Source organism: Arenicella chitinivorans, from assembly GCF_014651515.1.
Lineage (GTDB): Bacteria > Pseudomonadota > Gammaproteobacteria > Arenicellales > Arenicellaceae > Arenicella > Arenicella chitinivorans.
The window spans coordinates 442632-462914 of the sequence record NZ_BMXA01000003.1; the positions used below are offsets into that span (position 1 = coordinate 442632).

Annotated in this window: 12 protein-coding genes; 9 read left to right on the forward strand and 3 right to left on the reverse strand. The window is 50.1% G+C overall.

Translation table 11 applies throughout. The features are described 5' to 3' along the window. Positions 1–174: 174 nt before the first annotated feature. The 4 genes from IE055_RS11655 (at position 175) to IE055_RS11670 (ending at position 7673) form a co-directional block, all read left to right on the forward strand. Positions 175–1965, forward strand: a complete 1791-nt coding sequence (locus IE055_RS11655) for a choice-of-anchor Q domain-containing protein (RefSeq protein WP_189401161.1) — start codon at positions 175–177, stop codon at positions 1963–1965. A gap of 116 nt (positions 1966–2081) precedes the next feature. After that, positions 2082–4493: an AsmA family protein gene (locus tag IE055_RS11660; RefSeq protein WP_189401164.1), complete on the forward strand. Its 2412-nt coding sequence runs from the start codon at positions 2082–2084 to the stop codon at positions 4491–4493. Positions 4494–4631: 138 nt separating this feature from the next. Then, complete coding sequence (gene ilvD / locus IE055_RS11665) at positions 4632–6329, forward strand: dihydroxy-acid dehydratase (protein WP_189401168.1); 1698 nt, start codon at positions 4632–4634, stop codon at positions 6327–6329. Between the two features lie 48 nt (positions 6330–6377). Beyond that, positions 6378–7673, forward strand: coding sequence for a replication-associated recombination protein A (locus IE055_RS11670; protein ID WP_308428207.1), 1296 nt, complete (start codon positions 6378–6380; stop codon positions 7671–7673). A 6-nt stretch (positions 7674–7679) separates the two neighbouring features. Here IE055_RS11670 and IE055_RS11675 read toward each other — a convergent pair whose 3' ends face one another. The 3 genes from IE055_RS11675 to IE055_RS11685 form a co-directional block, all read right to left on the reverse strand. Continuing rightward, entirely contained in the window at positions 7680–8171 is a 492-nt protein-coding gene (locus IE055_RS11675) for a Fur family transcriptional regulator (protein ID WP_189401171.1), read from the reverse strand. Next, positions 8164–9486: an SH3 domain-containing protein gene (locus IE055_RS11680; protein ID WP_189401173.1), complete on the reverse strand. Its 1323-nt coding sequence runs from the start codon at positions 9484–9486 to the stop codon at positions 8164–8166. Before IE055_RS11680 ends, IE055_RS11675 begins: the two co-directional genes overlap by 8 nt. Before the next feature lie 678 nt (positions 9487–10164). After that, positions 10165–10374, reverse strand: coding sequence for a hypothetical protein (locus IE055_RS11685; RefSeq protein ID WP_189401176.1), 210 nt, complete (start codon positions 10372–10374; stop codon positions 10165–10167). Between the two features lie 125 nt (positions 10375–10499). Here IE055_RS11685 and IE055_RS11690 point away from each other — a divergent pair, with 125 nt between their 5' ends. The 5 genes from IE055_RS11690 (at position 10500) to IE055_RS11710 (ending at position 20057) form a co-directional block, all read left to right on the forward strand. Then, positions 10500–12608 carry an adenosylcobalamin-dependent ribonucleoside-diphosphate reductase gene (locus tag IE055_RS11690; RefSeq protein WP_373299203.1) on the forward strand — a complete coding sequence of 703 codons (2109 nt, stop codon included), beginning with the start codon at positions 10500–10502 and terminating at the stop codon, positions 12606–12608. 513 nt (positions 12609–13121) lie between these two features. Further along, the gene (locus tag IE055_RS11695) at positions 13122–13835 is read left to right on the forward strand and encodes a TSCPD domain-containing protein (RefSeq protein WP_189401179.1); all 714 of its coding nucleotides are present in this window, start codon (positions 13122–13124) and stop codon (positions 13833–13835) included. Positions 13836–14111: 276 nt separating this feature from the next. Then, positions 14112–14342, forward strand: a complete 231-nt coding sequence (locus IE055_RS11700) for a hypothetical protein (RefSeq protein ID WP_189401182.1) — start codon at positions 14112–14114, stop codon at positions 14340–14342. Further along, on the forward strand, positions 14326–18132 hold the full coding sequence (locus tag IE055_RS11705; RefSeq protein ID WP_229794264.1) for an HTH domain-containing protein: 3807 nt from the start codon (positions 14326–14328) through the stop codon (positions 18130–18132). The genes IE055_RS11700 and IE055_RS11705 overlap by 17 nt, the downstream gene beginning before the upstream one ends. Beyond that, positions 18129–20057 carry a hypothetical protein gene (locus IE055_RS11710; protein ID WP_189401184.1) on the forward strand — a complete coding sequence of 643 codons (1929 nt, stop codon included), beginning with the start codon at positions 18129–18131 and terminating at the stop codon, positions 20055–20057. Before IE055_RS11705 ends, IE055_RS11710 begins: the two co-directional genes overlap by 4 nt. The last annotated feature ends 226 nt before the right edge of the window (positions 20058–20283 follow it).

Sequence of the window (20283 nt, forward strand, 5' to 3'; positions counted from 1 at the left end):
ACCATTGTCCGTGGTTTTATGCGATTAAATCCGCTATGGTGATAGTCGTAGGGTGTGTTCGCAGGTCTTGAACCAGAATAGCAGCCAGTGTTGCAAAGAGGGTTTGCAACATCTGGGGGGTGCGTCTGGCAGCGCGCACGGGGTGAACGTTTTTCAAATGAGTTTCATACGTAGATGAGCAAATATCAACTTTTGGCAACGCGCGAGTCTCGCGCAGGCTTTGGCGGGCCACGTTCAATATTGAGCCGCGCTGTTCAAACGGCGATCATCAGCGCTGGTTTGACGGTGCCCGTCACGCAAGCAGCGCAGATTCAGGTTAACGGTTTTACCGACGATGGCGCTGGCAGTTTGTGCACTCTGCGAGAAGCGATCGCGACGATTAACAGCGGGTCGGCGACGGCCGACTGTGCGAATAGCAGCGCGGACGCGTTCGGAATGAACGATACCATTGTGTTTGCAGCCTCGAACACAATTACTCTTAGCGCGGGTGAATTAGCCATTACTCAAGATGTCTCGATTGACGCCAGCAGTGTGAGTGGTGCAACGATCGACGCGGCCAACAACTCCCGTGTTATCTACTTGTCGGCTGACAATCTGACACTGACCGATATCACACTCTCCGGCGGCAGTAGCAGTTCCACGGGCGGCGCGGTGCATGCCCCCTCGGCGGCAACCTTGACACTGTCTAATTCCATTGTGACGAATAATCAGGCCGACGACGAAGGCGGAGGAATTTATCTCAGCAGCAGCACGGGCACGGTCTCGTCTTTGGTGTTGTCAAACTCGACCGTCAGTTACAACAACTCCAATTACAGTCATGGCGGTGGTATTGCTCTGGTTGGCAACCATTCGGTGGTTGAGTTAGATACCGCGTCAATCGCGGAAAACGTGGCCTCGTATCATGGTGGGGGGCTGTATATCGGTTCGAATTACGTGGACGTAGCGCTGACCGACAGCAACGTCACAAACAATGTTGCGAGCACCATGAGTGGTGGCGGAATGCACATTAATTCACCGCAATTGGGCGTCAATTTATTCGATAGCCAGATCAGTGGTAACGTCGCAGGACTGGATGGTGGTGGTCTGTATCTGTATGGCACCACGGCCGTCTACTCGACTGTGAGTCTACAAAATGCTGAGTTTTCAGGCAATACGGCAGGTGTCTACACAGCAGGGTTTGGCGGCGCGATGTATACCCGTTATACACGCACCATGATCGTTAATTCCACCGTCAGCGCAAACGACGCCACACAAAATGGTGGTGGGATAGTGCAAATTGACTCAGAAATGTGGCTTCGGGACACCACACTGAGCGGTAATTCCGCTGCGCAAGACGGCGGCGGCATTTACAGTGATTATTCGAATTTAATCTTAGAGCGCACTACCGTATCGAGTAACTCTGCAGGCTCCACGGCAGGCCATGATGGTGCAGGTGTTTGGGTCAGCGGCGGCACATTGGCAATGACAAATAGTACGGTGTCGGGCAACTCAGCGGCGGGCATGGGCGGAGGTTTATACAATGACGCTGATGATGGTACGCTGAGACACGTGACCTTTAGTAACAATCAAGCGGTTGGATCAGGAGGCGGTGTTCATGATGCGTCCGGTGTGCTTGCGGTGATCAACAGTATAATTGCTAACTCGGCAGCTGGTGGCGATTGCAGTGGAGGAGCCATGCTGGATGCTGCGAGTATTGTCGAGGATGGCAGTTGTGCGGCAACGCGATCGGGCGACCCGAAACTGCTTCCGCTAGCGGACAATGGTGGGCCGACGCAGACACACGCGCTACGCGCTAACAGCGCCGCAGTTAGCACTGCCAGTGCCGCTCAATGTGAGGCTTTAGACCAGCGTTCTGAAACGCGCGTGGCGTCGAGCTGTGATGTCGGCGCGTTTGAATTTATCGACCAAAGTGTGTTTTATGCGATTCCGACCAAGGATGGCAAGGTCGTGATCATTTCCTTATAAATAAACACTGCTGAGGTCTGCTTGCTTTATGGACAGGGGTTAATCTTTGGTTCATCTGGCAGGCGTATAATTGTACGACTTCATACCGTTGAACGATTTTCTACCTAAAGAGACCCATGCTCAAACTGATTAAATGGATCGGCAGCACAATGCTGGCCTTGGTGCTGATACTGGTCGTGGCCGCGGTGGTCATCAAGTCCACGGTGGACCCAAACGACTATCGCGACGAATTAACTGCACTGGTAAAACAAAAAACTGGGCGTGATCTGGCCTTAGATGGCGACCTGTCTATCTCGGTGTTTCCCTGGTTAGGTATTCGTACCGAAGGCTTGCGGTTTTCGCAGCCAAGCGCCATTGGTGGGGATATGTTGGCGGTGAAAACGGCTCAACTGCGCGTTAAGTTCATGCCGTTGTTAAAAAAACGCGTGGAAGTCGACACCATCGTGCTTGAGTCTCCCCACTTCCGGTTGGTGACGCTGGCAAACGGCACTGACAGCTTCGCAGGACTTATGGATGAGACAGGCAGCGAACCGAAACCGGCTGACCCGGCCGCAGCGGTCGCACTGGTGGTGCAGGGTGTGCGTATCACCGACGGTTCGATTCGACTCGAAGATCGCGCGGCTGGAACCTCGACTGACATTACTCAGTTAAGTCTTGCCACCGGTAATCTGTTGGGTGACAGTCTTGCTGACCTAAACTTGAGTGGCCAATTGAGTCAGTCTGGCGACCCAGAAGCGACTCAATTTGATCTCGGTGCACGTGCCAGAGTTGATACCGAGACCTTGGCTGCTCAGTTAGAACGGTTGAACGGAAAAATTACCAAAGGTGAGCACGTCATCCATTTCGAAACTGATGCCATTGCAGTGTCGCCAGCGCAAAACATCACGCTGATTGGCTTGAGCGTGAACCTGGCTGGTGCACACACGCTCGACGTATCGATTCCGGACGCAAATTTGACGCTGGCTGAGCAGCGCCTCGAAGCGCCCGCCGTGCTCGTCAGTATAAACAACCTGAGCGCCGAAATTGAACGACTGCGTGTCGTTGATCTGATGGATTCGCCATCGGCCTCGGGGGCGCTCAGCGTGCCTTCATTTGATGCAACTGCGTTGTTGAAAAGCATGAAAATTGACTATCAGCCCAGCAATGCCGACGCGTTGAAGAAGGTGAGTCTAGCAGCGGATTTTTCTGCAAATACGAATTCTGCCGCCTTAAAACAACTCCAACTGAAGCTCGATCAGAGTACGCTCGCTGGCTCGGCTTCCATTACAAATTTTGCTGCGCCGGCAATCAAATTTGATTTATCGCTTGATCAACTAAATATTGATGAGTACTTACCACCAAGCACAGAAAATACCGAGCAAGTCAGCGGTGGCGAAGCTTTGGCGGTGCCACTGGCGATGTTTGAGGCGGTGAACGCGAATGGCCGATTCAAAGCGAATCGCTTGGTTGTCGGTGGGATTCAACTGGAACAAATTGATGTGCGTGTCGCTTCCACTGACGGACAAGTTGAAATCGTGCCTACCGCTGCGTTGTACGAGGGTAAGTTGGCTGGCAACATTCAGTATACCCAGCAAGGTGACCAGGCGCGGTTGTCAGTTAAGCAGAAAATGGATTTGGTACAGCTTGGTAAGTTATTAATGGATGCCGAGGTAACCGAACAGCTTCAAGGGCTGGGTGATCTGGATGTCGACATTAATGTGACTGAACAGAACGGGGTTCAGCACAACCAGGGTGTGATTAAGATATTGGCTGAGCAGGGTGAATTGGTCGGCGTGGATATGCTTCGCATCTTAAGTCAGGCGAACAATGTTGCCACCATGTTGCGCCAAGGTGATGAAAGGCAAGCCGAGACCGCCGCGGAAACGGAGGTTCAGGCGGGCGAACAAGATGTGACGAAGTTCGGCCGATTGTCCGGCACCTTTAATCTGAATGATTTTCTCCTGACTAATAACGACCTGCGCCTGACTGCGCCCGGCTTCGAGCTTAACGGTAATGGGTCGGTCGACCTTGCGGCGCAGACACTGGATTTTACTGTGCGCGTAGCGGTTAACGAGGGCGTTCAGGGTGAACTCGGACGACAGCTGGCCAAAGTCCAGGGCTACACAATTCCGGTACGTTGCAAAGGCGCGTTAGCGGCACCAAGTTGCTTGCCGGATGTCAGCGGTTTGTTTTCCAGTTATGCCAAATCCAAGTTAGACGAGAAAAAAGGCGAATATTTGAAAGAGAAATACGGCATTGAAGGCGGCGAGAAAATGTCGACGCAGGAAGCGATCATGCAGGCGCTGTTGAACAAGCAAAAGCAAAAGAATCAAGCGGCGAATGGTGCGGAGTCTGCGTCACCAGCGGAATCAACGAATCCAGCGGAGCCTCAGGCCCCGAAAGGGAATGTTGAACGTCCAATAGGTGAACGCGGTGCCGAACCAGAGGCGGAGCCAGCCGAACCGGCGTTGACCCCGAAGCAGCAGCGACGTGAAGAACGCCGGAAACTGTTAGAGAGTTTGCTAAACCCGGATGCTGGTAACGACTAACCAACGGCTTCTAAGTCATCCGCATCCGCGCCGCTACGGGCTGCGGGCCGCTGGTTTTAGCAGATTTCAGGTTCTAAACCGACTGGGTGGCGTGTAGAATCAACGTCCCCTATATATAAGCGCCTGACTTCAGCGATTATGTCCGACAGCAAATCTGAAAATCAAAAATTAAATAAGTACAGCTCAACAATCACTCAACCCAAGTCCCAGGGCGCAGGCCAAGCCATGTTGTATGGCACCGGCTTAACGCGGGACGACATGAACAAACCACAGATCGGTATCGCCAGCGTATGGTGGGAAGGCAATACTTGCAATATGCACCTGAATGACCTGGCGGCACATGTCAAAACGGGTGTGCAGGACGCTGGGCTCGTCGGTATGCGATTTAATACCATTGGCGTGAGTGATGGCACTACCAATGGCACAGCCGGTATGGCGTACTCGCTGCAATCGCGTGACATTATCGCGGATTCGATTGAAACAGTGGTGGCAGCGCAATTTTACGATGGGCTAATTGCGATTCCCGGATGCGATAAAAATATGCCGGGCTGTATGATAGCCATGGCGCGTTTGAATCGTCCTGCGATCATGGTCTATGGTGGTTCAATTAAGCCGGGCCTGCATAATGGCAAGAAGCTCGATATCATCTCTGCGTTTCAGGCCTACGGCGAGTTCTTGGTCGAAACCATCACCGATGACGAGCGCCAGCAAATTGTTGAAAAATCCTGCCCAGGCGCTGGCGCCTGTGGGGGAATGTACACTGCCAACACCATGGCCAGTGCGATTGAAGCGCTGGGTATGAGTTTGCCATACAGTGCCTCCGCACCGGCGGTCGATCCTGAGAAAGTGGGCGAATGCGTGCGGGCTGGCGAAGCACTGAAACACCTATTGGAGATTGATCTCAAACCGCGTGACATCATGACCCGTGAGTCGTTTGAAAACGCCATGGTGGTGATTACCGCATTGGGTGGTTCTACCAATGCCGTCCTGCATCTGATTGCAATGGCGCGGTCATTGGATATCGATCTCACGGTAGACGACTTCCAGTCCGTCAGTGATCGTGTGCCCTTTTTGGCTGACTTGAAACCAAGTGGGCAATACGTAATGCAGGACCTGCATAATATCGGTGGCACACCAGCCGTAATGAAATTCCTATTGGATGCTGGCTTACTGAACGGTGATTGCATGACCGTGACCGGCAAAACACTGGCTGAGAATTTGGCAGACCTGCCCGGACTCGCAGAAGGCCAAGACATTATCCGCCCCTTATCCAAACCGATTAAACGTACTGGCCACATTCAAATTCTAAAAGGTAATCTGGCCCCCGAAGGTTCGGTCGCCAAAGTGACCGGTAAAGAGGGTGAGAAGTTTGTTGGCCCTGCGAAAGTCTTTGATGGCGAACAAGACATGATCAATCAGCTCGAGCAGGGCAAGATTGAAAAAGGCGACGTGATCATTATTCGTTATGAAGGTCCTAAAGGTGGGCCGGGCATGCCAGAGATGCTCAAGCCGACCTCGGCGATTATGGGCGCAGGCTTAGGTGAGCACGTTGCGATGATTACCGATGGCCGTTTCTCTGGTGGTTCGCACGGCTTTATCGTCGGCCACGTGGTACCCGAAGCGCAAGAAGGTGGCGCGATTGCTTTGGTGCAAGACGGTGACATGGTGACCTTGGACGCGGTGAACAACCGTATTGAGGTCGACCTCAGCGATGATGAGCTGGCTCAACGTCGTGAAGCCTGGGTCGCGCCGCCACTCAAAGCGACGCGCGGCACGCTGTTCAAATACATTCGTTATGTACAAAACGCGTCCAAAGGCTGTGTTACCGACGAATAAGCAAACTACTCGCTCGCCACTAGAGTGGGTTAACTGAGTCAGCATACCGTGTCCGTTTCAAATGACTTTACGCAACCGTTGGCGGATCGGCTGCGGCCAACTCGACTCGACCACGTGGTTGGGCAGCGTCAATTGTTGGCGCCTAACAAGCCACTGCGCACGGCGATTGAAACGGGCAAGTTACACTCAATGGTCTTTTGGGGGCCGCCCGGTACCGGTAAGACCACACTGGCTAAGTTACTCGCGCATGAGAGTGATGCTGAGTTTGTTTCGCTCTCGGCAGTGCTGTCTGGCGTCAAAGATATTCGCGACGCGGTGCAGACTGCACGTGACCGTCAGCGCGCTGGGATGGGTAATACCGTATTGTTCGTGGATGAGGTACATCGTTTCAATAAAGCGCAACAGGATGCGTTCTTGCCGCATATCGAAGACGGCACTATTTTGTTTGTTGGTGCCACCACCGAGAACCCGTCGTTTGAGTTAAATAACGCGTTGCTCTCGCGCGTGCGCGTATATGTGCTGCAATCGCTGACCTGTGAAGACCTGGTGCAACTTATCGATCGCGCGCTAACTGACGAACACGTCGGACTGGGTTCGTTGTCGCTCACCATGGACGACGACGTCAAGCGTCAATTAGCAGATCTGGTGGACGGGGATGCGCGTCGCGCCTTGACCATGCTTGAGATTGCGGCGGACCTGAGCGAAGACGGCGTGATCAGCAAAGCGCTGATTGCGGACATATTGGCCGGCGGGAGTACGCGTCGATTCGATAAAGGTGGTGAGGCATTCTACGATCAGATCTCAGCACTGCATAAGTCGGTGCGTGGTTCCGATCCCGACGCCGCGTTGTACTGGATGTGTCGCATGCTCGATGGTGGTTGTGATCCTCGTTATATTGCACGCCGGGTGGTGCGCATGGCCTCAGAAGACATTGGCAATGCCGATCCGCGTGCCTTGCGTTTGGCGTTGGATGCCTGGGAGTGTCAGGAGCGACTCGGCAGTCCAGAAGGGGAGTTAACCCTGGCGCAGGCAGTGGTCTATTTGGCGGTTGCGGCCAAAAGCAACGCTGTCTATACCGCATACAAGGCAGCCATGGCGACGGTGCGCAAAACTGGCTCGCTAGAGGTGCCTATGCATATTCGTAATGCACCGACCAAGCTTATGAAGGAGCTCGATTACGGTAAGGGGTACCGTTATGCGCACGACGAAGAAGGCGGGTATGCGGCCGGCGAAACCTATTTGCCAGAGCCGCTCATTGGCACGCAGTTTTATCAGCCAGTGGACCGCGGTTTGGAGATTAAGATTCGAGAAAAGCTGATTTACTTACGTTCGCAGAATAAATAGCCAGGCTTACGTTTGTTGGCAGTCACGGCATAAACCGTGTACCTCAATGACCGGTTGTTGGGCTTTGAATCCAAGGTCGTTGGCGCCAGCATTCAACGCATCCGATACGGCCGCATTATTGAGCTCAGCGATGTGACCACATTGCGTGCAAATGTAGAACTGACATTGATGATTTGCACCCGGTGCCGGGCAGCCGATATACGCATTGAGTGATTCAATGCGATGAATGAGTTTGGCATCCACCAAAAATTCCAATGCGCGGTATGCGGTTGGCGGCGCGGGTTTGTGGCCCTGCGCCTGCAGCTTCTGTAACACGTCATAGGCGCCAATTGGGTTGTGTTGTGCCCAAATTATCTCCAGTACTTGTTGTCGTAGCTTGGTTAGCCGCAAGCCTTTGCGCTCACATTCCTGCAATGCCGTCTCCAGCGCCTGTGACTCACAATGACTGTGATCGTGGTCGCCCAAAAACGGCGAGATAACTTGTTTTGAATTAGCCATCGGTGTTTTGTCCTGTCTTTTGGCGAGTGCGTAGTGCGCTGGTTTTCACCCAGGCAATAAACCGTGTGGGCGACATGATTCGAAACCAGTCACCACGTTCCCCCAATATTTTGACCGACTCATTTTTGTTGAGCTGGCCAACCACCGTGCCATTAATAATGATGGGTACGGAGCGCGCATTGACCGCGGAGCCAGTAATCGTGCCGGTGCTGCCGTTGGTGCGCACAAAGTCACCACTCACCCAGACCGGAAAGCCGTCGCGACTGCGAACTGATGTCCATTCCGCACCGCGCTGTACAATCTCCAGTGTCTCTTGCTGCTTGAGTACGCCGATCAAGACGCTGCGAATTGCCGGATTAGTATACACCGCAATCTCATGGTCGGTATTGCTCGACGCAGATTCGGTGCTTGTGTCACTTGCCGGCTCAGTGGTTGGTGTGACTTCGGGCGCTGGTGGCTTCGTTGCTGACGTGCGAGTGACCTCGGGGGGCGTTTCTGTCGACTTCATTTGGCCTGGCGTGGTAGTTTGAACGTCGCGTTGTTGTTGTGTCAGTACGCGTGAAGCGGGTGGGGTTTTGGTGGCGGGTGTCGAACTTGGGGCGCGCACGGTTTTTGTCACCACTTCGCGAGCGGGTTTGGTCGGCGCTGGCTCGGGTTCTTCTTCGAGTGGCTGGACTACGGACTCGAATTCATCGGATCGCGATGGGATAACTGGGTACGCGCGTTCCTCAGCAACTACGTCGGTTGGCGTCGATTCCACCACCGGTTCAGGCAAATCCTGTTGTTTGGTGTACTGGCCCGGCTCCGCCCAACCCAGCTGCTCAAGTATCTCAATGGATTTGGGCTCATGATTGCGCGCTGCACGCTCAAACCAGCGACGCGATTCATCCAGATCCTTGGTCAGGCCAATGCCTAGGTAGTACGCCCGCCCTATGTTGAACTGTGACAGGGCATGATCCTGAGCGGCGGACTTTAACCACCATTGCATCGCAGTCACGTCGCTCTTCTTCACACCTACCCCGGTCAGGTATTGGTGCCCTAGATTGTACTGTGCCAGTACGTGACCTTGCCGAGCTGCTTGTTTGTACCAATAAACCGCCTGTCCAAAATCAGGTTCACTGAATTGTGCGTTGGTGTAAAGAACGCCGACTTTAAACTGTGCCTCTGGGTCGCCCTCGTAGGCTTTGACCGTCCATTTTTGGAGTTCCTTTTGGTGTTCCGCCTGTAAGATGTCTGCGCTGGTTCGGGGTAGTTGCCGATTCTGCGCTTGTGCATTACTCAGCGTTAGTGCGATACCAAGGAGTACGCTTACCATCAGCGTATGCAGGCGTTGTCCTCGCCAGAAAGGTGATGCCGCGGGTCGAGTTGAAGATAAGGAGGGAATTGGGTGGATCATGAGAGCACGTTCGGTAAGTTGCCCAGAGTTTAGCATTTTTCAGATAGGAATGAAGTTATCAATACTGGCTGTAATGGAGGTCTTTTTGCCCGATTTTTTGCCCTGTTTTGGTGCTCGCTATTGGACATAAAACCAAGCTTCTGGACACCATGAAAATCAGTCATGACAATTTACCCTGAAATCCAAAGAAAGCACTTGCGATTTTGGTCTTCACCCATTATCTTTGGGTCTGCTTTGGTCGTAACCACAATATGTAGTGTTTTTAGGGCGCAGTCTTAGAGCTGAGTCAAGTCACTGAAAGCGCAGCTAAGGCATTGAAATCGCTTGAATCTGGGTCATAGAGCGCTACCACACGTTACCCGAAATCGCGATCTTGCCCGACGTTTCGCACTACTAAACACCCTATATAGACCGAGCTGGCGAGTTGTCGCATGACGCTGATATTGCACATCAATTGTGAATTAGCGTCGGTGGCAAAAGTAGGTAGAAAGCACGCATGCATTGACTTACCGAACAAATAAAAGCATGTCGTGTTTTTGCGTTTTTTACGCAGTGTTTTGAGCGCGGTCAGTCGAACCGCAATCATCACATTTAGGGTTATTCGCCAGCCAAGTGAGTTACACCAATCGAGGAGGAGCACAGGTCGCGACTATGCCGTCGCGCGCCGTGTGTGTGCTGCACTCGTCCAGCAACCACAACGCCGATACCTAACCATAAAACACTGGTCATCCGGTGATGCGCGATACGCAGGTAGTGCCGCTTAGTCCAGACACTGGCCCAACTCAGTGTGGCAAGCAGTCGCAGCATCGGAATGATGAGTAGAATAATCGAGGACCATACCAATGGGTAAACCCGTAGAAGACCTGCAAGCAGGGAGCAAGCACGTTAACGCTGTCGCCGCCGCCAATGGGGGAGAGAAAAAGCTTAAACAAATGCCGCTGCAATCCACCTCAGCTGACATTTGGGACAAAAAGTACCGACTTAAAGACAAAGCCGGTAATCCGGTTGATGAAACCACACACGACACGTTCGAGCGTATCGCCAGTGCCTTGTCTGGTGTCGAGGCAAGCGATGCATTGCGTGAACACTGGTATGAACGATTTGTCTGGGCGCTGGACAACGGCGCGTTACCTGCCGGACGAATCATCTCCAATGCGGGCGCACAGGCTTACAAGCCGTCTACGTCCACAATCAACTGTACCGTGTCTGGCACCATCGCGGATTCCATGGACGACATCCTGGATAAAAACCACGAAGCGGGCATGACGCTCAAAGCGGGCTGCGGCATTGGTTATGAGTTTTCCACACTGCGCCCGAAAGGCGCATATGTGTCTGGCGCTGGGGCTTATACTTCGGGCCCGTTGTCATTCATGGATATCTTCGACAAGATGTGCTTCACGGTGTCGTCCGCTGGTGGACGTCGTGGCGCGCAGATGGCGACCTTTGACATCAGTCACCCAGACGTCATGGAATTTATTCGCGCCAAACGTGAAGACGGCCGTTTGCGTCAATTCAACCTGTCTTTATTGATCACCTCTGAGTTTATTGAAGCGGTTAAAAACGACGGCGACTGGCATTTGTCGTTCCCAATTACCGAAAAAGAAGCTAAAGAAGACAAGATCGATGTACACACCGCGTCGAACATTATCTGGCGTCGCTACCCAGCTGAAGGTGGTTACATTAAAAACGAGCAAGGCTTCACTGCCTGCAAAATCTACAACACGATTCCCGCCAATCGTTTGTGGAACATGATCATGACGTCGACGTATGATTTTGCTGAGCCGGGTTTTATCCTGATCGACGAAGTGAATAATAAGAACAACAACTGGTTTGTGGAAAATATTCGTGCCACCAACCCATGCGGTGAACAGCCACTGCCGCCGTATGGCAGTTGCTTGCTGGGTTCAGTGAACCTGACCAAATTTGTGGTTGATCCATTCACCGACGAAGCCCGTTTTGACTGGGACAAGTACGCCGAAGTGGTCAGCGTGTTCACACGAATGCTGGATAACGTGGTCGAAATCAACGGCTTGCCATTAGAAGGCCAGCGCAAAGAAATCGAGCGCAAGCGTCGTCATGGCATGGGCTTCTTAGGCTTAGGCTCCACGGTTACCATGCTGGGCATGACGTATGGTGATGATGCCTCGGTCGAATTCACCGAAAAAGTCGCCAAAGAAATGGCCATGGCCGGTTGGAACCAAGCGCTCGAACTAGCGAAAGAAAAAGGCCCGGCGCCCATCATGACCGAAACCTACACCGTTAACGAAGAAATGCTGAGCCTGCGTCCAGAAATGGCGCGTGACGGTTATCAAGTTGGCGATCAGGTCAGCGGTGCTGAACTGCATGCCAAATACAGTCGTTATATGCAGCAAATAGCCGAAGTTGATTCTGATTTAGTCGAAGAATTGTCCAAAGTCGGTGCGCGTTTCACGCATCACAGCTCCATTGCACCAACCGGCACCATCTCATTGTCGATGGCCAACAATGCCAGTAACGGTATTGAGCCAAGTTTTGCCCACCACTATTCGCGCAACGTGATTCGCGAAGGTCGTAAAACGAAAGAGAAGGTCGATGTGTTTTCGTACGAATTGTTAGCTTATCGCGAAGTCGTCAACGCCAACGCCATGCCATATTCCGAGAACCCGGAAGAGCAATTGCCAGCGAACTTTGTGACCTCGGATTCGATTACCCCAAAGCAGCACGTGGACATTCAAGCCGCGGCACAAAAGTGGGTCGACTCCAGTATCTCGAAAACCGCCAACGTGCCAACCGACTACCCATACGAAGATTTTAAAGACATCTACATGTATGCGTACGACAAAGGCTTGAAAGGCTGCACCACTTTCCGTTTCAACCCAGAAGCGTTCCAAGGCGTCTTGGTAAAAGAAGACGATCTGGAAAACACGGTTTACCAATTCACCTTAGAAGATGGCTCAACCATGGAACTGAAAGGCAACGAAGAAGTGGAGTACGACGGTGAGACGCATACGGCGGCGAATCTCTTCGATGCCTTGAAAGAGGGGTACTACGGCAAATTTTAATTTGGTGGATCCATTTTCCGTTATGCGTTGTTGGAGAATTATTGTTAGCTCGTTACGTGCTTCAGCACGCGCCTCGCTAAAAATAATTCTCCGCCTAGCCTAACGATAAATGGCTCTCACCAAATAAGTGCTAGTAGCCTAGATAAGTAGACTTGTAATCATTAGTCATCCTGATAACGCCGTTACGGGCGAAGCGAAGGATCTAAAAAACCAAAAACCCAAGACACAGTATAGAAAAAGCGCAAACCCAACATAGAGTCCGTTAGACCGAGCCAAGCTCTCCGACAAACTGAGTTACTCACAACGTCATCCTGAGCAACTCACTATGTCATGCTGAGAAATCACTATGTCGTCCTGAGTTACTCATTACGTCATTCTGAGCCGCTCACTACGTCATCCTGAGCCGTTCTCCACGTCATTCTGAGCCGCTCACCACGTCATTCTGAGCCGCAGGCGAAGAATCTCAAAACCCAGGACAAAAAACGGAACCCGCGCACACAGAGGAACCCAACCATGGTCAAAAAAATAGAAAAGAAAATCACCGGCTACAAAGTAAAAACGCCTGAGGTTCAAGAACCACGCGTCGCCACACCAGAAGAAAACGCAGTCGAACAAAAGAAAGCTGAGGTCGTGCGCATGCACGAGTCGGTCAAGCGTCCAGACATGCTGGTTGGCTCGACCTACAAAGTCAAAACCCCGGTGACGGAACACGCAATGTACATCACCATCAACGACATCATCCTGAACGAAGGCACCGAGCACGAAGCCCGCCGCCCGTTCGAAGTGTTCATCAACTCCAAAAACATGGACAACTTCCAATGGGTAGTCGCACTAACGCGTTTGATCTCCGCGGTGTTCCGTAAAGGTGGTGACACCACCTTCATGGTCGAAGAACTCAAAGCCGTATTCGACCCCAAAGGCGGTTACTTCAAACCCGGCGGCATCTTCATGCCCAGTATCGTTGCTGAAATCGGCCACGCCATCGAGCGCCACATGCAAATGATCGGCATGATCAAAACCGACAACCTCGACGACCACCAAAAAGAATTCCTCGCCAAAAAACGCGCGGAAATCGAAGCCGCCCAAGACGTTAGCGACGGCAAAAAAGTTGAAAAGGGTGAGTTTCCGGAGTCAGCGAGTGTTTGTGCTAAGTGTTCGACCAAAGCGCTTGTTTTGATGGATGGGTGTATGACTTGTTTGTCGTGCGGGGATAGTAAGTGTGGTTAGTCATTAATTTACTCTTCTTTATATGTGTGGGTTTACGCATAAATTGAGATAAGTACCCCATAAATTGAGATGTATGGTCTATGTTGATAATTATAGAAAAATTTTCTAATGAAAATATCAAACACCTTAACTTTGTAAAATCGGTGGCTGATTTCTATCGATTAGCAAAAAAGGTGATGCTTCATTAGGCAAAGCATCTTTTTTCAATTCATGGGGTATTGATTGAAGAGAGGTTGATAGCAGTATCTTAAAATTTTAAAGAACGGAGAATATTGAATGGAAGACTTTATCACGTGGGGCACAGGGGTGGTTGTTGCTAATAAGGAGTGGCTCTTTTCTGGCGTAGGGGTGGTAGTTTTAGCCTGTATAGGTCGTTTTTTCTTCAACAAAAGAAGTGCCTCACTCACTCAAACCATTAAGTCAGGAAATAGTTCATCAAACGTTCAAGTGGGACGGGACGTGAATATTGGAATGAAAAAAACTACGAAAGATGTGGAAGAAGAGTAAACAGAAAATTTCCGCTGGCGATGATTCAACAAACATAGTAGCCGGTCGTGACTTCAATTTATTTCTTGCAGGGAATATTCCAGTAGAGCTGGTTGACAAAAGTATCGTAGGCGAAGTTGATCAACTTAGAAGGTCACGATTTTTCCCTGAATTTAATAGCGAAAAATCAGCATTGAGGCTCGGGGCACGTCTCGCTGAGGGCGACCTTTCAGCAGGCTCCAACCAGGAAAGAGGGTCTGCGTTGGCATGGTGTGCCAGAATACTATCTCTAACAGCAAATACCGCGAAAGCTGAGGAATTTCTTGAGTTATCAAAAACGCTTGGAGATTTTCCTGAGATAGATATTGCTGAAGCCTTTATTGTTTCTAAAAATAGAAATAAGAGAGAAGCATTAAAATTACTTGCCAGCATTAACTCCGAAGTATCGCGATCTGCTGGTTTAGCGATCGTTGCACATCATGATGGCACCGAAGCCGCGCTAAACTGGTTAAATGATGCGGGCTACACCTTAGAAAGTCTTGATTCATACGGCAAGAGTTTGGTATTGAATAGGCAGCTTGAACTATGTCGCTGGGACGAGGCTGCGAACACAGTCGATTTACTTTCACAAATTGATTTTGACAAAACTCCTGTCCTCTACCATCTGGCTGCGGTGACAAGGTTACTCGCCGCTGTTCCGCTTGATTTGCGAACGGTTATTGTAAGGCAGCCTCCATTTGAAGCGGTTAACTTTCGACTTGCTTCGGATGCTATCTCAATGAATACACGGCGTACTGCCCACGGTCTATTTCTTGATGCTGTCAAGGCCGCTCAGCAGCTCAACTGTCCCGACGCTGCGCAACGAAATGACGAGTACGCGCTGTGGCTCGAGCTATGCGATCCGCAGCAAAGCGCGTACGGTAGGAGTAGACTAGAGAAAATACTTCGTGAACCGAGCACTGCACTCGGTTTCGTTCACTACGCGATTCAGTTCGGAATCAAACTCGACCTAGATGCTGTTGAGAGGAGTATAGAGGAGTGTATCGCCATTAACGGAGGACTGACTGGTGATGCAGCTGTTGCGCGATACGCCCTTGCTTTGACTCAACGTACCCCTGAAGAAGCGGCCAATTATCTAGACAGTCATCACAATCAGCTCGCTTCCTATATCGATGCCAACCTAATGCGTTATCGTCAGATCGAGTTACTCTCTCAAGCGAAACTTATTGATAGGGCAAACGCGGTCCTTGATGATCTTGTCGCCCAAGGTATTCCTCAGGAAGAAGAGGGAAATTTGCGTCGAATTATCTCAGAAGCGAAAGGTCATGACCCGGTTGAATCTCGTAAAGCACAATACAAGGAATCAGGTGCACTGGCAGATTTGATTAATCTTGTGAACGAACTGGAGCATCAGGAGCACTGGAGCTCTCTGTGTGAGTATGGAAAGCGACTTTTTGATCAAACAGGTTCTCTTCTCGATGCAGAGAGGCTTGTTCAGTCATTTGATAAAACTAACCAGCCAGACGAGTTGATACGCTTTTTGGAGAATAACTCAGATCTTCTACCGCAATCCAATTTACTACGCATGACGTATGCATGGAGTCTTTACTATGAAGGCGCATTTCTTGAATCCAGTGCGGCTCTGGCTGAACTCAGCGATGACGAGGATCCAACGAATTACCGCGCACTGCGACTGAATCTCGGGATTGCGACTGGGGACTGGGATTCTCTTTCTGGGTATGTCGTAAGCGAATATAAAAATAGAGACGACAGAAGCGCAGATGAACTAATCGCAGTAGCTCAACTGGCGCTTCATTTGAGCTTACCGCAAGCAAAAAACCTTGTATTCGAAGCAGCAGCTAAGGCTGGTGATGATCCCATCATATTGTCTACAGCATATTTCATCGCAACTAGCGCTGGTTGGGAAGACGATCCGCTGGTTGTGCCATGGTTAGAAAAAGCAGCTGAACTATCGGAGGACAACGGTCCTCTTCAAAAAATGAGCCTGAAGGACATTCTTGATCAAAAGCCGGATTGGGATCGCCGCGAGTCGGAAACTTGGCGCCTTTTAGCTTCAGGTCAAATGCCGATCTTTCTTGCTTCGCGGTCACTAAATCGAACATTAATTGATCTTACTGTTTTTCCCGCGTTAACCAACCTCAACGAGCTTGATCCTAGGAAAAGGAACTCGATCCCTGCTTATAGCGGCAAGCGCGTGGCAATTGAAGTTGACGTAAGTGAAAAAGCGATCGCTTTGGATGCTACTGCACTTCTCACATTGAGTTTCCTAAAGATACTCGACATAGCACTTGACGCCTGCAAGGCCGTATATATACCGCATTCGACGCTTACTTGGCTATTCGAGGAACGCCAGAAAGCTACTTTTCATCAACCAAGCCGTATAGCTAATGCACGCGAGGTACGGGATTTTATAGCTACGGATGTGCTGGAAAAATTCGCCCCTAGCTCTGTTGGTAGCAGCGATCTTGCCGCACAAGTAGGTGACGAACTAGCAGCATTGATAGCTGAAGCAGAAATGGTGCGTGAGGCAGATGATAAGCAGCATATTGTGGTTCGATCTGCCCCGGTGCATCGGATTTCAAGTTTGATGGAGGAAGAAGCTGATCTGTCTGCATATGCACCCTTCTTGAGCAGCTGTCTTGCTGTTGTGGATAAGTTGAGAGAAAAGGGACAACTTACAGCTGGAGAAGAAAAGCGTGCGCGTACGTACCTGCATTTTCATGAGAAACCATGGTCAAACCAGCCGGACATTGCCGACGGTGCGACTCTCTATCTTGATGATCTCGCAGTGTCATTTTTGCAGCATCTGGGGTTGCTAGGAAAACTTAAATCAGCTGGGTTAAAAGCTATTGTCTCTCCAAGAGAGGTAGCGGAAGTTGACGCCTTAATTTCTTATGAAAAGATCTCTGAAGAAGTTAAGGATGTGATAGAAGATATAAGAGCCAGCCTAAATTCGCGGATCGAATCTAAGCACGTAATGGTGTCAGGTAGGCACAAAATTGTCGAATCAAAAACGACACCTATCTCGCAGCACCCTTCAGTCGGTATCTTCGCCCTTTCCACTAAGTGCGACTTTCTGGTTATTGACGACAGGTTCCTAAATCAACATGCAAACATCGATATTGATAATGGCGCAGCTCAAGTCCCTGTCCTTTCCACCCTAGATCTAATAGACGCATTGGTGGCGGCTAATGTTTTAACGGAAGATAACAGTATTGAACACCGAACTCGGCTTCGAAGGGCTGGCTATTTTTTCGTCCCGCTTAGCGAGGGAGAGCTCGAGCGATCATTGAATGAGTCCAATATTGCCGATGGCCAGGTGATTGAGACAGCGGAATTAAAGGCTATTCGTGAATCGGTTACTCGCGTCAGGATGAGCGACTGGTTGCAGATTCCAGAAGAAGCTCCTTGGTTAGATAAAACACTAAAAGTATTTATTCAAGTATTAAAAAATATATGGGTAGACGGTGCAAATAGTGAACATATCGTAGCGCGTTCAAACTGGATTCTTAAGCAAGTAGATATAAGGGGGTGGGTACATAACCTTGTTCCGGAAAATGCAGATCGTATTATCCAGATAGGGCGAGCGGCGCATCTATTCTCGTTGCTTACATTGCCCTCGGGTGTAAAGCGAGAATTGGTTGACGAATACTGGAATTGGCTTGATGAACGTGTTTTGGCTCCCATGCAAGAACAGTCTATCGAATCATTCGAATGGCTTGTAGATCAACATCGAAGCTACATTGCTAAGATAGCTGAAACACCGCTCCCGGAGGAAGAAAGCTCGTGACCGATTCTGTTCGAGAAAGAAAAGCTTCGGCTGGCGTGGCATTGACATTGATCTCTCCACTTATACGTAAGACATTGATCAATGAGAAGGGATTTATGGCAGCGTATGGCCTAAAATCTGAAGCAGTAATTACTTTGGGATTAGGTAATCCATCTTTTCATAGAGCGAAGCTGTTCAGAGCTGTTCCAATTGCTATTGCAAGTGAAGAAAAAATCAAATTGATCGACACGGAAGGGCGGGCCTGGGATCTTATTAATGATGGACGCCAAGGCGAACTTCCAAAGCTAATTCTTTCATCAGGCGAAGACGAATTAATTTTACCAGACTTTTCTGTTCTTGCTGATGACGTCTCAACACGTATCCTTTCATTGGAAAAAATATCCGCTGAAGTCAATTTGCCCGGTAGTGCTAAGCGACACTGGAGGAATATTTTGAGCGAGCGGGCGCTCGAAGACGATGAAGTTGAGGTTTTCCACGTTGATGTTCAGGAAACGCCAACAAATGTGGGGCAGACTATATTGGGTGAGATTACCGCTGGGGAGAGCAGTATATCGACACTTGTTCCAAACTCACGCAGGTACTTTGAAAGACTAGTCGGTGTCTATGACGGCAGCGCTACGATCCATGATTATGCTGTTGGAGGAGTTCGCGAAGTTCTCGAGCACTTGCTGAGTTGGAAGCCTTTTGAGGGCTTTTTATTCAGCCTACTTCTTTCCTCGCACTCGGCGCTGTCGGCCGAAATAAATGCCGATATGCTCGACCTAGATGAGTTAATAAAAGCACTCAATTTTCTTTTAAAGCATGGCGATAAGCTCTCCCAGTTGGGCGCGATCGAAGTTGGCATGAGAAAGCTTTCTAGTATGCCTGAGATTGAGCCGTATCTTTTACGTCTGGTTCACCAAATCCGAGATGATGAAGTTGAAGGAGATTTCAGTGAGTTCAAGCTGTTCTCTTCATTATACGTACTCGTCGATGGAGAACTGGCCAGGTCACGCCTTTTGTACGAAGAGCCACCATTTTATCGAAGACTGGCTTCTATGGCTCACGCTGCGTTGATTCATCGCCAGATTATCAACAGCGGAATTAATTACGCTCATTTCTCCGAGTGGGCTTTTAATAATCGCGGCGAACATTTCTACATGCAATCTCTGGTAGATATGCGTATCGAGCCACGATGGGACCCTGACATGATAGTCACCGCTCAGCTGCAAGCAGAATTCTTCGGTCGAATTATAAATATCGGCAATGGCATCGGAGCAAATCTCGTAGAAGGAGAGTTACGAGATACCATCCTTGGCCGCGGAAACCAAAGCCTCCTCGAAAGGAGCGAGTTTCCGCACCCATACTATCCAGGCCCACTCGAGGGCGCAGAAGATAATCCAAACGCAATGCCTAGTGATATTGCCCTCATTATTAATGAACAGCTCGACAGCAACAAAGTTGAAGCAGATTCTTTTACTGCCCTAGTGAACTCGGCAATGATTTTCAAGGTTGAAAATGGTCATGCCGAATTGGCAGCAAAGGCTCTCCGACTAGGTAACTACACTCTCGCCAGTCTGAAGGACAAAAACCATTTATTGGGTATTCTGAGTGGTCTAGCCGCAGTTGCAGCGGTATCTCGAAATTCTGCATTAGCCGATGAGCTCCGTATTCTTGTACGACGTTATCTACATGATCCTCAATACAGGATTACATTTGTAGAAGCTATGAAGATGGTTTTGGTAGCATCTGCCGCGCGCGAGGATCTAGTTGAGTGGAGAGCATTTGTGGGCGAATGGTTAACCGAACTCTCTTTTGGTGACTTCGGCGACGGTGAGGGCGAAGCTTTTCAATCTCGCTTATATACCTTATTGCATCTAACGCCCGAATTATGGATCTCTTGTTCTAAGGCAGATGCTGCACTTCAGGCGTGGTGTAGTCGTTAAGTAACATATTTGCACGACCACGAGCACTCACGATGCAGTGCCCACTTGTCTTAACGCTAGTTAAACAATGTGGTTTTGATACTCATTATTAGAGTACTAAGGTATCAATATATCCTTTTATAGACTTAATTTTACTTGATTAATTCTTTAGTGGAATTGAAGAAAAGGGGTCATATATGAATACCTCCCCTGCGGTCAAGTGATCACGGTTTCCTGAGATGAGCAA